Raw genomic sequence first — 14923 nt, 5'->3', positions numbered from 1 at the left:
GATTCAGGGCAGTTGATAGTTAGCCTGGGTCACGAGATCAACACCACACTCCAGATTCTCAACCCAAGATATAAATTCTTTGACCACCTTTTTACCAATAAAAGCACGGCCATGCTGGGGTACGATCATCTCGATGTCGAGCTGTCTAACCATATTAGCCCAGAGTCTGCATACCTTATTGGAGTTCATGTAGCGTCGGTGAAAACCCTCCATATAGGGCATCACTTCTGATAATTTTTTCACTGGGGCATTCAGATCACCTGGTGGTAGATTTGCCCCTAGATCGCCAGAGAAAAGTATTCTGCTAAGTGGATCGTAAAATTGGAAATTACCTTCCGCATGCAGGAAATGGGCAGGTAATGCCATCAGCCGGATATTTCCCAGCTGCAGATTGGTGCCCTCATCAGGAATTGGTACAACACGATCAACAAGTCGGCCTGGTCGCGTGAAATGGGGTATGAAACGTTCCCAGAGTGCAGGTACTACGACCTTACAGTCAGTACCAACCAGCCATTTGTTGACTGAAGCAACAATATCCGGGTCTTGATGCGAAGCGACTACATAGTCGAGTTTCTTCACATTCATATAGTCACTGATTGCCATGAAGAGGCGAGAGTAGGTTAACTCCCCTCCAGGATCTATAAGTGCAGCATGTTGATGATCGTAAATAAGGAACTGGTTGGCTTGAACTGCTTCGCCAGATACCAGATCCCTGAATGCCACACATATGTGGCTACCATTATTGAATAGCTCAACTGACATAATTTTCGCTGCTTATTGTGATTGAAACTTTGCTGCTTAGAGCAGGTTCATCCTTGTATTCGATATCGGCCTTATCGTCCGGAATCTTAAAAGCTTAACCATAATACAGTAAAATATAAATAAAAAAGGCCTTTTTTATTGACCTCTAACCACCCATACAGCCTCTAATCGTCTCTAAGATGCCGTTATTCTTCTTTTAAAGGGTAATTTAAATCGTGAAAATTTCATTGGATCTGGCAACAAAGTGATCTGTTGCAGTGCAAAATCCCATTGGATCATGATTTGTGCGGGTAGATCAGGGCAAATCAGCCCGTCAGCTTCTTATCAGACTTTTTACAGAAACCGCTTGGCTAATCCTGATCTCCAGGACGTATATGCTCGATATAGCGGGGCCGGTCTACCATTTCCAACTTTACCCCTTCAGCCCAAGCCTGTAGTGGCTCCTGGTCCTTGAATCTGAGATCGCAACGGGCTCTTCCATGGCTATCCAGAGGTAGTGGAATCATATCCCTATAGGTGTAGACATTCTCTCCGACATCTCCACCTTCACAAATGGTAGGACAGCTGGGTAGGGTGGTTTCCAGTTCAGCACTCTCAAAAATCAATGAACCTGCCTGCCACCATCGGGTTCGCTCTGATGAACCACTCATGGTTTTGATAATTATGGTTTTTGAAAATCTGATCGTCAGCGTACCGTTTTCATACTCGACCGACTCCACCTCGCTACCTGGTAGATCAATTGTGCTGGAATCCATGAATCACCTGCTTTGCTAAATCTTGAATGAATAACCTTAAGGGCACCATAAAAAATAGCTGCTCCGGTTGCTCAAGAGGGGCATCATAACCTTATGCCAGCCTGAGATGAAAGCCGGGTTACCCCGATCTTTTTGGGGATGAGGGTTGGCATTCAGCTATGGAACAGCCAACTTCACAAGCCTCAAAAAACCTCACTAAACAGAAATAGAGTTATCTCTCTTCCATTCCAAGCTCTTTAATCTTTCTTGTTAATGTGTTGCGTCCCCATCCCAGCAATCGGGCCGCATCCTGGCGTTTGCCTGCTGTGTGCTCCAGTGCTGTCTCAATCATCACCATTTCAAAATCGGGTTCTGCTTCATTGAGTATCCCTTCGCAACCCTCATTAAGGCGCCTTTTGACCCATCCTCTCAATGATTGCCGCCAATCATCCTGAGCTACCCCCTCAACCTCCGTCTCTTTCAGCTCGGTAGGCAGATCTTCAATATGGATCTCCTGACCCGAAGCCATGACAGTCAGCCAGCGGGCAGTATTCTCCAATTGTCGAACATTCCCCGGCCACTCCAATTGACTGAGATAACCTTCTGTCTCAGGTAGCAATAGCTTTGAATCCACGGCCAGCTCTTCTGCAGCTGACTTGAGAAAATGGCCCATTAGCAAAGGAATATCTTCCCGACGCTGACGCAGCGACGGCAGATGAATACGGATTACATTGAGTCGATGAAAGAGGTCCTCACGAAAAGCACCTTCTTTCACCAGCCCTTCCAGATGTTGATGAGTCGCAGCGATAATTCTTACATCCACCTTCACCGGCTCATGGCCTCCGACACGATAGAATTCACCATCGGCAAGCACACGCAGGAGTCTTGTCTGCAACTCCGCAGGCATGTCACCTATCTCATCCAGAAACAGGGTACCTGTATCTGCCTGTTCAAAACGTCCAACCCTACGAGTCTGTGCACCGGTAAAAGCACCCCGCTCATGTCCAAACAGTTCTGACTCCATTAAATCCTTGGGGATCGCTGCCATGTTGAGTGCGATAAATGGTCCTTCTGCACGACTGCTGTGACGGTGTAGAGCCTGGGCAACCAACTCTTTACCTGTTCCAGACTCACCATTGATCAATACCGTGATATTGGATCGAGCCAACCTGCCGATAGCACGAAACACCTCCTGCATGGCTGGCGCTTCACCGATGATCTCCATCGCACTCTCTTTAGCATCGATTTTAGGCTGCTCTTCAACCGTTAACTGCTGACGACAAGCCCTACGAATCTGCTGTACAGCATCGTCTACATCGAAAGGCTTGGGCAGATATTCAAAGGCACCACCATGATAAGCGGAGACGGCGCTCTCCAGATCCGAATGAGCCGTCATAATTATCACTGGCAGATTTGGGTAGCGAGCATGAAGCAGTTCCAATAACTCAAGCCCGTCCATACCCGGCATACGGATATCGGAAACGACCACATCTGGTTGCCCCTTATCCAATGAACTCAGCACACTGTCTGCGCTCTCAAAACTGGTCACCTCCATTTCAGCTTTTTCCAAGGTTTTTTCCAAAACCCATCGAATTGAGCGATCATCATCAATCACCCAAACCCGGCATGCTCTATCCATCTACCTGCTCCAAAGGAAGTAATACTCTAAATACTGTTTCACCAGGTTTACTGGTAAATTCGATCAATCCATGATGTCGGTTGATTAAGGTTTGGGATATGGAAAGACCAAGCCCCATACCTTCACTGCCAGAGACAAGGGGAAAGAACACCCGCTCTTGTAACTCCGGTGGAATTCCCGGACCGTTATCTGAGATTTCAATCGAGGCCACCAGTCGGTGGCGTATATTGCCAATAGTGAACTGTCGTAAAACCCGGCTATTGATTCCTACCACACCATTCGGGCCCGCAGCCCTTACAGCATTACGGACAATATTCAGAAATGCCTGGATTAACTGATCCATATCCCCTGTCATATCGGGAATACTTGGATCATAATTTTTGCTGATCACCAACTTCGCCCCTGTCTCTGCTTTGGTCAGACCACAAACCCGTTCCAGAACCTGGTGAATGTTAGTAGGCTTCATTTCAGGGATGCGATTTGGCCCAATCATTGTATTTACAAGGTTTTGAAGTCGATCAGCTTCCTCAATGATTATCTGGGTATATTCTGTCAGTGATTCATCGGGCAGCTCTCGTTCCAGCAGCTGAGCTGCGCCACGCAAACCACCCAGTGGATTTTTTATCTCGTGGGCCAAACCTTTCACCAGTGCTCTGCTGGCTTGATTTCGTGACAGGATCTGTTCCTCTCGAGTGATTCTCAGCTGTCTGTCTACCTGCTGTATTTCTACAAGAAATTCGTTCACAAACTGTCCAGAGCGTAAGGGAATTACCGTACAATCCACTGTAATCTCCCGCCCCTTCTGCAGTTGCAGCTGGTGTTCTCGCTCTGTAAATGGCTGTCCGGTCTCCAGTGAACGGTTTAAATTATTCCTCACTATCCCACTGGAGCAGTAGATCAGTTCAGCCGCTGGGTTCCCAACCATCTTCTTGGCACTTACACCAAACAACATCTCAGCTGATGAGTTGATGAAGAGCAGATTAAATTTACGATCGAAGAGCAGAATGGCTGTGCTCAAATTATCAAGCACTCGGCGCTCCATCGGAGAATTTGGATGATGTGGGTTCATGTCAAACTACCTGCAATAAGTACACCAACGATAGAGATAGGAGAGTGATCAACCATTTTTTTGCAGCTAACCTAACTAAAAGGCGCAGCTTCAGGTATTTCAATGGCGTTTCATGAACTACCGATCAACCAACTGAACTTGAATGCCCATAACTTTCTCTTTGTTATAGTGAGCAAAGCAGGTCTATTGCACTATTATAGTGCATCGATCACATTGACTGTTTGAATTTAACTGAAAATGGGACTGGGGCTTAATTGGAGAGGTCAAAAGTGTTGCTGGCTTTTACCAGAGGAAAAGGGGAGATCGGCGCATCATGAGCTACTGGTTGACCCAGCTGTAGACGCGTGAGTAATCAGCAGCTCTAAAGCAACCGTAAAACAGGGAAGAGGTATTACTCAACTTCAGCTTGGCGAAGATGGAAGGTGGTACTGCCAGTCTCTTTCATCTTATTACCCTCTGCATCGAGGATCTCAGCATTAAGGGTATGTGTGCCCCGACTGAGCTGCTGCAAAACCAGCTGCGAGGTTGTGATATCAGAGTCAAGTTTTCTACCATCCACATAGAGATGAATGATGTGACCGCTTCCCAGAGGAGGAGAGATGGAAAGACCAACGGAAACCGATCCTTCGGCACTGCGTATGGTCTCATCATTGCCCGGCTGAACAATGTCGAAATTGGTATATTCACCAGTAGCCGCAGCTTCGGACTCTTTATCCAGATTTTCCACATTCAGGGATGATTTTCTCTTTTCATCACTCACACGGATCTTCTCTGCGCCCGGTTGATAGGATTCAGAGTAGACGACCTCTCCATCCTCAGTAACCCATTTATAGACATCTCTGGCCATAAGCGGCTGAGAAAGCAGAAGAATAACTAATATGATTACGATACGCATAGTGCCAAGCATAGACATTCAGAGCAAAACTAACAAGCGACGAAGTTCGCAAAAAAAACGCCCCCCGATGAAGGGGGGCGTTTTAACTACACATCAACCCGGATTGTAATATCAGAGGCTGTAATACATATCAAATTCAGCAGGATGTGTGGTCATACGCATGGTGGTCACTTCTTCCATCTTCAGATCAATATAGCCATTGATCAGGTCATCAGTGAAAACGCCACCAGCTGTGAGGAAGTCACGATCTGCATCGAGTGCTTCCAGAGCCATATCAAGGCTATGACAAACTGTTGGAATGCTTGCAGCCTCTTCAGCTGGCAGATCATACAGATCCTTGTCCATTGCATCGCCAGGATGGATCTTGTTCTGGATACCGTCCAGGCCAGCCATCATCATGGCTGCGAAAGCCAGGTAGGGGTTGGCTGTTGGATCAGGGAAACGAACCTCAACACGGCGACCCTTAGGGCTTGATACCCATGGAATACGGATTGAAGCTGAGCGGTTACGTGCGGAGTAAGCCAGCATTACTGGTGCTTCAAAACCTGGAACCAGACGCTTGTAAGAGTTGGTAGAAGCATTGGTGAAAGCGTTCAGAGCGCGGGCATGCTTGATGATGCCGCCGATATAGTAGAGCGCAGTTTCAGACAGGCCACCATACTGATCACCTGCAAATACGTTCTCTCCACCTTTAGATAGGGATTGATGCACATGCATACCAGAGCCGTTGTCACCAACGATTGGCTTAGGCATGAAGGTCGCGGTTTTGCCGTAGGCGTGGGCAACATTCCAGGTACAGTATTTCTGTATCTGAACCCAGTCAGCTCTCTCTACAAGGGTACTGAAACGGGTACCGATCTCACATTGACCGGCAGTAGCAACTTCGTGATGGTGAACTTCAACAGGTACGCCCATCTCTTCCATGGCGAGGCACATGGCACCACGCAGGTCGTGCAGTGAATCTACTGGGGGTACTGGAAAGTAACCGCCTTTGACGCCGGGACGATGACCGATATTACCATCTTCATAGACACGCTCAGAGTTCCACTCAGCCTCTTCAGAGTCGATCTTCACCATGGAACCACTCATATCGACGCTCCAGCGAACATCGTCGAGCACGAAGAATTCTGGCTCTGGTCCAAAGAATGCAGCATCAGCAATTCCTGTTGATGCCAGATAGGCTTCTGCACGCTTGGCAACAGAACGAGGATCACGCTCGTAGCCCTGCATGGTGGCAGGCTCAAGAATATCACAGCGAATGTTCACCGTATTCTCGTCAGCGAAAGGATCGATGACTGCAGTGGCATCCTCAGGCATCAGAATCATGTCCGACTCATTAATACCTTTCCAGCCCGAGATGGATGAACCATCGAACATCTTGCCATCAGTGAACAGTTCTTCGTTGATCTCACTGACTGGCAGAGTAACGTGCTGCTCCTTACCGCGAGTATCGGTAAAGCGGAGATCAACGAATTTCACGTCATTGTCTTTGATCATCTTAAGGGCTTTCGAGGCCATCTCATTCTCCAAGAGTTTTGGTTTACACAATGCTGAGCAAGTATCAGCTACTCATTAGCTTTGGCGGCCAGGCAACTATACCAGACGCTTTGGAATACGCATTAGAGCATGAATCATGCCATGGGTAAAAACTGATAATGATAGCGAAATACTCACCTTTGGCTGCTAAGCCTAAGCAATAGAAATATTCTGCGAAATTAATAGGTTATTATATACAAAAAAGAAAACTGATACGGGTCCTTAGATTGGCTTCCTGCTAGCTATGAATTAGAAAAAAAGTACAAACCTGGAACGACGCACAATTGTAGTGCGTCCAATATTATCAATGCACCAGATTAGTGCTAACCAAACCAGACCTGAACCGTTCTGAACAGTTCAGATCCTTCAATGGCCTTTTGATAATCGGATTTCAGTTCACTCGCACTTTCACTTGACTTGAAACAGTGGCTCGGTAGATAGATATCCACATCAATTTTTCCTGACAGGTAGTGCAGCACTATGCGCATCCGCTCATCGAAACAGGCCATCTCAGACCAGTGGGAGAGTAGTAATTTTTCTGCTTCTTCTCGCAATGGCAGTTTTGCACACGAGGGTCCGGCCTCATCATCTTCGGGATCGATGTGGACAGTAACATCCTCCAAAACATCGACACCATCAATCAATCCATACTGAACAACTTCTGCAATTCTATGCCCCTCGGAAACGCTCAACCAGGGATCAACCTGCACATGGACATCAGCAAGTGCATGCCCGCCCAGCTTCCTGGTACGCAACATATGCACATTATTCACCCCGGAAACGCTGCCAATGACCTTGCGTATCTCTTCTAGTGACTCTTCCTCAAGCCCGGCATCTGCTAGTTCATGTAGTGCCTGCCAGCCGAGTTCCCACCCGATTTTCACTACCATCAAGCCAACCAGTACAGCTGCAATTGCGTCCAGATAGGGCAGGCCAAGGATGGTGCCTCCGATACCAACCAGAACCACAATGGAGGATACTGAATCACTGCGATGGTGCCAGGCGTTAGCCCGCAACAGATCTGAATTGATGAGATTTGCCAGATAACGGGTGTAGAAGAAGAGGGCTTCATTCGCCAGGATGGAGAACGCCGCCACATAGAGTGTCAGGGTTTCCGGTACCAGTAGTTCTTCAGGAGAGAAGAGGCGAAATACAGCATCCCAGACAATGCCAACCCCAACAGTGATCAGGAAACCGCCGAGTACTAAGGTGCCAACCGTCTCGAATCGCCCATGTCCATAAGGGTGCTCTTCATCCGGTTCCTCATTTGCATGGCGTGCCGTGAACAGCACCAGGGCATCCGTCAGCAAATCAGAGAGAGAGTGAATGCCATCAGCGATCAATGATTGTGAGTGACCCAACCAACCGAAGAGTATTTTCAATAGCGCCAACACGCTGTTTGTGATGGCTCCCACAATCGCTGCCTTGCGGCTCATTTCATAGCGTTGATCACTTTTCATGATATCTACTCGCCCACAACCTCAACTACCACAATATACTCACCATCATCTGTTCGCGTCTCCACTACCCGGTGACCGTTGATCCTTGACCAGGCAGGAATATCGTTCAAAGCACCAGGATCGGTACAGACAGCTTCTACAAGCGCCCCAACCGGCAACGACTCGACCGCATTCTGCACCTTGATAACCGGCATTGGACAGAGCATTCGCCGGCAATCAATCTGATGACGATTCAAATCAGCCACTCTTTGGGTATCTCATGGGGTTTCAGGGGTACTGAATGTATATCACGGGAGTCACCGCTTTTATTGGTAAACTCCAAAATCACTTGATCAGCATCTCTACCCTGACTGTAGCGGGCAACCAGCCTACCGATCAACTCAACATCCGTATCAGATATCTCGCCATCTATAAGCGCCAGTGGGCCGCCGTGACTGGTTGTCTTGATGTGTGGAAAGCTTTTTCTGTACCCTTGCAGAAAATTCGCTTCTCCCTCTTCACGAGCAATGATCACTTTATAGTGAGGAGATGGACGCAGATGTCTACCGACCTTCAACAACATAATATCATCCATCTCATACTCACGACTGCCGCGGGCCTGCCATAGATCTTTCAATTTGACAGCATACTGCTCATCGGTAAGAAAACAGCAGCCACCTGCAGGTTGTGCATAGTCCTCAAAACCAAAACTGGCGGCAAGTGCCATTTGAGGTTTACGGCTGCGACCTGAGAAATCGAAGAGCTGCTCACGATCCACCCAGCCTTCACGTTCAGGCAGAGTCTCCGGCAGATTTTTTGCGCAGAGAGGCCGCAACAAAAGATCATTGGCGCCAGACTCATCGGAAATGATCGGCATGGTCTCTTTTCGCTGTGACATCGGACGCTGACCAATTACCTCTCCGGTAATAATGAAATCGAAGCCTCTCTTCTGAATCCACTCATGGGCTTTGCGAACCATGAAGACCTTACAGTCGAGACAGGGGTTTAGATTGGCGCCATAACCATGCTTTGGCTTGGTCAGAACTTGTTTGTAATCTTCAACGATATCTTCAATGTGCAACTTCATACCCAGCTGTTCAGCGACCCAAAGGGCATTATTGCGCTTAGCCTTGTTCTGATCCTTTTTACGAATGGCATGAGTGTGCCCCTCTACACAGAAACCGGTAAAGAAGTTAATGCCTTCAACATGTATACCCTGCTCTTGAATGACGCGGGCAGCTAAAAGCGAGTCCAGCCCCCCGGAAATCAGTGCAACAGCCTTTCTTTGCTCACTCATGAGATATCATCATTAGCCAAAATGGCAATTATACCCTGAATCGTCCTGGCATAGGATGGGCAAAGGCTAGCGTAAAATTGGCTAAATACCCCATTTACACTCTCAATCTGCAACACCCTTTTACAATTCAGGGAAACTACAAAACCCTTTTTGCGAATATAATGCCCATACATGAATATAAACCTGAGGAAGGAATAATGAAAAATATCGCACGTACGCTTTTTGCAATCTCACTGCTTTTTTCCACCGCCACGGTCTTCGCAAATGATCTGTTGTCAGCACTCACCAGTCAGCTTGGGGTTAGTACGGAACAGGCCTCAGGTGGCGCAGGCTCCCTGTTTAAAATGGCTCAGAGCAATCTTTCAGAAGGAGATTTTTCGCAAATAGCTTCTGTTGTACCCGGTATTGAAGAGATGATGTCCGGCGCCCAGTCTTCAGGTAAAGAGTCTGGCGCAGTTGGTGCTGTTGCTTCAATGCTTGGGGATAACAGCTCAGCAGGAAATCTGGCTAACCTCGCCTCATCATTCGGTAATCTGGGTATGGATTCAGATATGGTCGGAAAATTTATGCCCATCGTTCTCGACTTTCTTCAAACACAAGGCGGTGACACTGTTATGTCTTTGATGAAAGGTGCTCTTTCACTCTAAGTAGAGTGACTGATAATGGTAATCTCCGGTTAAACCTGGTGGGACTTGCGGTATATTCTGTAATGTTCCGACAGCCCACTGAGTTTTTAACAGACCGGGGATTACCTCTAAATAGCCTCTGGAACCCTATATCCATTCTCAGATCCCCCTCAATTCTTCCTTTAAAATGTGGCTTAAACCAGCATAACCGCCCGTAAGTTAGCCATTGTAAGGCGGCATCGTTATACTTACGCCGTTTTCATCCACATCAACGGGGCCTCGTTGTGACTCGAGCTTCAGAACCAAATCAGCGAAACATAAAAACTTTTCAGGAACTGATATTCGCGCTTCAGGAATATTGGGCAGACCAGGGGTGCATCATTCTGCAACCCTACGATATGGAAATGGGTGCTGGCACCTTCCATACCGCAACATTTCTACGCTCAATAGGGCCTGAACCCTGGAACGCTGCCTATGTCCAGCCCTCACGTCGTCCAACAGATGGTCGCTATGGTGAAAATCCAAACAGGCTGCAGCACTACTATCAGTACCAGGTTGTGATGAAGCCATCACCAAAGAATATACAGCAACTCTACCTGGGTTCTTTGCAGATGTTGGGGCTCGATCTCAATGTGCATGATATCCGCTTCGTAGAGGATAATTGGGAATCTCCAACCCTCGGAGCCTGGGGACTAGGATGGGAAGTTTGGCTGAATGGCATGGAGGTCACCCAGTTTACCTATTTCCAACAGGTCGGTGGACTCGATTGCCGCCCTGTTACTGGTGAGATCACCTATGGTCTGGAACGAATTGCCATGTATCTGCAGGGGGTCGAGAGCGTATATGATCTTGTATGGACTGAAGGTCCTCAAGGCATCGTGACCTATGGCGATGTGTTTCATCAAAATGAGGTTGAACAATCTACCTACAATTTTGAACATGCCGATGTGGACTATCTGTTTGCTCAATTTGACCAGTGTGAATCTGTCTCACAAAAACTGATAGAAGCGGGTCTGCCCCTGCCTGCCTATGAGCAGGTGCTTCAAGCTTCACACACATTCAATCTGCTCGATGCACGTCATGCAATTTCTGTCACCGAACGCCAGCGCTATATCCTGCGTGTTCGCGCCTTGGCACGGGCGGTAGCCCAAGCCTACTACGATGCTCGAGAACGACTCGGTTTTCCCATGCTCAAATCGTCCCAGGAGGCTGCTAATGGCTGATCAAGCAGACCTGTTATTCGAACTAGGTACAGAAGAGCTTCCTCCCAAAGCACTGAAACGCCTGAGTCAATCTTTTACTGAGACCTTTATAGCTGGTCTCAATCAGGCAAATTTAGAACATGGCAAAGTTGAAAGTTTTGCCTCACCGAGACGCCTGGCCCTGCTAGTAAGTGAATGCTCACTACGCCAGCCCGACAGTGAAATGGAGAGACGTGGTCCGGCTATTAAAGCTGCATTTGATGACGCAGGTAATCCAACCAAGGCTGCAGAAGGTTTTGCCAGATCCTGCCAGACAACCGTGGATCAACTGCAACGACTTAAAACAGATAAAGGCGAGTGGTTGACCTACAAATTGGCCACAAAAGGTAAATCAGCTGAAGAGCTGTTACCTGATATTGCCACTCAAGCGCTCAACAAGTTGCCAATCCCCAAACGAATGCGTTGGGGTGCCTCAGAAGCACAATTTGTACGCCCTGTGCACTGGCTGGTATTTCTTCTCGGAGAAAAGGTCGTTCCATGCACACTTTTGGATGCAGAATCTGATCGCTTGACCTATGGCCACCGTTTTCACCACCCAGGCGCCATCACCCTATACAATCCTCAGGATTACGCTTCAGTCCTACAGGATCTGGGCTATGTAATTGCCAGCTTTGAAGAGCGCAGATCTAAAATTGCTGAATCTGTGCAGAGCAGTGCAGCTGCCTTGGGAGGTAGTGCCGACCTGGATCCTGATCTGTTGGACGAGGTGACTGCACTCAACGAGTGGCCGGTTCCTGTTTCAGCCAGTTTTGAAGAGCGTTTTCTTGAAGTACCCCAGGAAGCACTGGTCGCTACCATGAAGGGTAACCAGAAGTACTTTCCTCTATTCACCGCCGAAGGCAAGTTGATGAACCACTTCATCACCATCGCCAATATCAGTAGTCCCCAACCGGAACTGATCCGTGAGGGCAATGAAAGAGTGATCAGGCCCCGCTTGGCTGATGCCATGTTCTTCTGGGAGCAGGATGGCAGGAAAAGTCTCGAAGATCGTTTGGAATCTCTGAAACAGGTGGTTTTTCAAAATCAACTGGGCAGTATGTTCGACAAATCCCAACGGGTTGCTAATCTGGCAAAAACCATTGCTACTCAAATTGGTGGCGATGCAGATCTTGCTTATCGAGCGGGCCTGCTCAGTCGCTGTGACCTTACCACCGATATGGTCTATGAATTTCCCGAGATGCAGGGGATCATGGGGCGCTATCAGGCAAAAAGAGACAATGAATCTGATGAGCTGGCTCAGGCACTGGATGAATTCTATATGCCAAGATTTTCCGGTGATCAGCTACCGAAAACTACCACCGGCATCGCCATCTCTTTAGCAGAGAAACTCGACACCCTGATCGGTATATTTGGCATAGGTCAGCGACCTACCGGTGATAAGGACCCCTTTGCACTAAGGCGTTCTGCTCTAGGTGCTTTGCGTATAATACGTGAGCACTCACTTACATTAAACCTACCGGAACTACTTGAGTCAGTAGTAAGTTCTCTTGCTGGAAGTCTGACTGAAGAGAAGATAGCTGAATCAGTCTACCACTTTATGCTGGATCGCCTGAAAGGTATCTATACCGATCTTGGCGTCACTCTTGATCTGTTTCAGTCAGTAGCCGATGTGACACCTGAAACCCTTGCTGATTTTGACCGACGTATATGGGCCATGCAGGCATTCTGCAAACTTCCTGAAGCAGAGAGCCTTTCAGCAGCAAACAAGCGCATTCGCAACATCCTTAAAAAGAGCAGTGAGGAACTTACAGAATCTGCTGATCCAGCCCTCTATCAAGACCAGGCCGAGCGCCTTCTTGCCGAGAAAATGGATGAACTGGCGCCTATGGTACAACCTCTGTTTGAACAGGGAGAGTATGCAAAAGGCCTGCAAATTCTGGCCGGTCTGAAAGAACCTATCGACAATTTCTTCGACCAGGTGATGGTCATGACCGATGATCAATCGCTCAGAACCAACCGGCTCTCCCTACTCGCTCAACTTGAACGTCTGTTCCTCTCTGTTGCTGATATCACCCGTCTACAGATAGAGGAACAACAGACATGAGCAAAGACTCCTACGAACAGATGCTAACTGCGGTTCAATCCTTTCATGACAAACACCGTTTTCGCGAAACCGGTGGTGAAGAGATGACCTACCGGGTTGCATTAATGGCTGAAGAGTTAGGCGAAATCTCATCATGTGTCACCAAAGGAAAATCCAAACAGGCTCTGGCTGAAGAGGTGGCTGATCTACTGATACTGGTGATGGGCACTGCAATAGCCCAGGACTTCGATCTCAATCAAGCCTTCTGGGAGAAGATGCAAAAACTCGATAAGAGAGATTCAAGAATGGTCAACGGCCGAATACGTGTCTCCGAATTCAGAGATGTAGACTGAAAGTAAGTACTCACTTAATGAAATTAATAATCCTCGACAGGGATGGTGTAATCAACAAGGATTCTGACAGCTATATCAAGCACCCCGACGAGTGGCATCCAATCGAAGGTAGTCTTGAGGCGATCGCTCGACTCAGCCGTGCCGGCTACCGGATTTTCGTTGCAACCAACCAGTCTGGGCTGGCACGAGGCTTGTTCAATATAGAGGCCTTGAATGCGATTCATCGAAAAATGTTCGATGCAGTTCAACAGGTCGGCGGTCATATTGAGGGCATACTCTTTTGTCCCCATGGTCCAGATGATAACTGTAGCTGCCGCAAGCCAAATCCTGGACTATTCAAAGCCATTGAAGAGCGGACTCATACTGTACTGGAGAATATACCAGTTGTTGGTGATTCACTCAGAGATCTTCAGGCAGCAGTAGAAGTAAAAGCTCAACCGATTCTTGTTCGCAGTGGCAATGGTGAGAAGACACTAACTCAGCTAAGCGGTCTCCTTGCAGATATTCCTGTTTATGATGATCTCTACTCTTTTTCAGTGAAACTTATCAAAGAAAGTGAGCATAAATGATTCTTCTTCGTTCAATTCTCTTTTTCACTTTTCTGGTCATCAATACAATATTGATCGCAGGATTGGGTAGTCTCTTAGGATGGGTGCTCCCCAGCAAACAGATACATCTTTTCGATACTACATGGAGCCGTATCAATCTCTGGGCACTCAAATTCTTTTGTGGGTTAACTTATAAAATAAAGGGACTGGAAAACTTACCCAAAGAGAACTGCATCATTTTTGCCAAGCATCAGTCAGCCTGGGAGACCATAGCGCTAGTCAGCCTGATACCTGGTCCAAAGTCCTGGGTTCTGAAACGAGAGCTGCTCTACGTGCCTTTCTTCGGCTGGATAATGGTTCACTTCAGACCTATTGCGATTGATAGAAAATCGGGCCGCAAAGCTGTAGAACAGATCATCGAACAGGGCATTGAACGACTCAAATCTGGCAACCATGTGATTGTCTTTCCGGAGGGAACAAGAGTCGCTCCTGGAACCCGTAAACGTTATGGAATTGGTGGCGCAATTTTGGCAGAGAAGTCTGAATATCCAGTTATGCCTGTGGCTCATAATGCTGGCGTATTCTGGCGACGTCGGGATATTCGCAAATACCCTGGTGTAATAGATGTCTCGATCGGACCAATGATCGAATCTACCGGTAAATCTGCCTCAGAAATCAACCAGATTGCTGAGGAGTGGATCGAGACAGAAGTAGAAAATTTACCCAGTGATAGAGGCTGA

General features: G+C 47.7%; 15 protein-coding genes. 6 read left to right on the top strand and 9 right to left on the bottom strand.

The genetic code is table 11. From position 1 onward, the window contains the following. Positions 1 to 3: 3 nt before the first annotated feature. The 9 genes from AC4IFB_RS05015 to AC4IFB_RS04975 all read right to left on the bottom strand — a co-directional run bounded on the left by AC4IFB_RS05015 (position 4) and on the right by AC4IFB_RS04975 (position 9371). Positions 4 to 762, bottom strand: coding sequence for an oxygen-binding di-iron domain-containing protein (locus AC4IFB_RS05015; protein ID WP_490777687.1), 759 nt, complete (start codon positions 760 to 762; stop codon positions 4 to 6). 350 nt (positions 763 to 1112) lie between these two features. Further along, on the bottom strand, positions 1113 to 1517 hold the full coding sequence (locus AC4IFB_RS05010) for a hypothetical protein (protein ID WP_490777686.1): 405 nt from the start codon (positions 1515 to 1517) through the stop codon (positions 1113 to 1115). A gap of 211 nt (positions 1518 to 1728) precedes the next feature. After that, entirely contained in the window at positions 1729 to 3135 is a 1407-nt protein-coding gene (ntrC, locus tag AC4IFB_RS05005) for a nitrogen regulation protein NR(I) (protein ID WP_490777685.1), read from the bottom strand. Next, positions 3128 to 4204, bottom strand: a complete 1077-nt coding sequence (gene glnL / locus AC4IFB_RS05000; protein WP_490779544.1) for a nitrogen regulation protein NR(II) — start codon at positions 4202 to 4204, stop codon at positions 3128 to 3130. Before glnL ends, ntrC begins: the two co-directional genes overlap by 8 nt. A 391-nt stretch (positions 4205 to 4595) precedes the next feature. Beyond that, complete coding sequence (locus tag AC4IFB_RS04995; RefSeq protein ID WP_490779543.1) at positions 4596 to 5099, bottom strand: DUF4124 domain-containing protein; 504 nt, start codon at positions 5097 to 5099, stop codon at positions 4596 to 4598. A gap of 111 nt (positions 5100 to 5210) precedes the next feature. Beyond that, positions 5211 to 6617 carry a glutamate--ammonia ligase gene (glnA, locus tag AC4IFB_RS04990; RefSeq protein ID WP_490777683.1) on the bottom strand — a complete coding sequence of 469 codons (1407 nt, stop codon included), beginning with the start codon at positions 6615 to 6617 and terminating at the stop codon, positions 5211 to 5213. Positions 6618 to 6958: 341 nt separating this feature from the next. Beyond that, positions 6959 to 8095, bottom strand: a complete 1137-nt coding sequence (locus tag AC4IFB_RS04985; RefSeq protein ID WP_490777682.1) for a cation diffusion facilitator family transporter — start codon at positions 8093 to 8095, stop codon at positions 6959 to 6961. 5 nt (positions 8096 to 8100) lie between these two features. Next, the gene (locus AC4IFB_RS04980; RefSeq protein WP_490777681.1) at positions 8101 to 8340 is read right to left on the bottom strand and encodes a sulfurtransferase TusA family protein; all 240 of its coding nucleotides are present in this window, start codon (positions 8338 to 8340) and stop codon (positions 8101 to 8103) included. Next, entirely contained in the window at positions 8328 to 9371 is a 1044-nt protein-coding gene (locus AC4IFB_RS04975; protein WP_490777680.1) for a tRNA (5-methylaminomethyl-2-thiouridylate)-methyltransferase, read from the bottom strand. The genes AC4IFB_RS04980 and AC4IFB_RS04975 overlap by 13 nt, the downstream gene beginning before the upstream one ends. Positions 9372 to 9568: 197 nt before the next feature. Between AC4IFB_RS04975 and AC4IFB_RS04970 the strand changes: the two genes are divergently transcribed. The 6 genes from AC4IFB_RS04970 (at position 9569) to AC4IFB_RS04945 (ending at position 14923) form a co-directional block, all read left to right on the top strand. Continuing rightward, entirely contained in the window at positions 9569 to 10018 is a 450-nt protein-coding gene (locus tag AC4IFB_RS04970; protein ID WP_490779542.1) for a DUF2780 domain-containing protein, read from the top strand. A 263-nt stretch (positions 10019 to 10281) separates the two neighbouring features. Continuing rightward, positions 10282 to 11220 (top strand): glycine--tRNA ligase subunit alpha, encoded by a 939-nt coding sequence (glyQ, locus tag AC4IFB_RS04965; RefSeq protein WP_490777678.1) that lies wholly within the window; start codon positions 10282 to 10284, stop codon positions 11218 to 11220. Next, complete coding sequence (glyS, locus tag AC4IFB_RS04960) at positions 11213 to 13303, top strand: glycine--tRNA ligase subunit beta (RefSeq protein WP_490779541.1); 2091 nt, start codon at positions 11213 to 11215, stop codon at positions 13301 to 13303. Before glyQ ends, glyS begins: the two co-directional genes overlap by 8 nt. Continuing rightward, a complete protein-coding gene (locus tag AC4IFB_RS04955) occupies positions 13300 to 13635 on the top strand; it encodes a nucleoside triphosphate pyrophosphohydrolase family protein (protein ID WP_490777676.1) in 336 nt (111 codons plus the stop codon). The genes glyS and AC4IFB_RS04955 overlap by 4 nt, the downstream gene beginning before the upstream one ends. Before the next feature lie 17 nt (positions 13636 to 13652). Further along, the gene (gene gmhB, locus AC4IFB_RS04950) at positions 13653 to 14204 is read left to right on the top strand and encodes a D-glycero-beta-D-manno-heptose 1,7-bisphosphate 7-phosphatase (protein ID WP_490777675.1); all 552 of its coding nucleotides are present in this window, start codon (positions 13653 to 13655) and stop codon (positions 14202 to 14204) included. After that, positions 14201 to 14923: a lysophospholipid acyltransferase family protein gene (locus AC4IFB_RS04945; protein ID WP_490777674.1), complete on the top strand. Its 723-nt coding sequence runs from the start codon at positions 14201 to 14203 to the stop codon at positions 14921 to 14923. The genes gmhB and AC4IFB_RS04945 overlap by 4 nt, the downstream gene beginning before the upstream one ends.

The sequence above is a fragment of the Candidatus Thiodiazotropha sp. AKIB8 genome (assembly GCF_058244675.1).
This window is presented reverse-complemented; position numbering and strand designations above follow the sequence as displayed.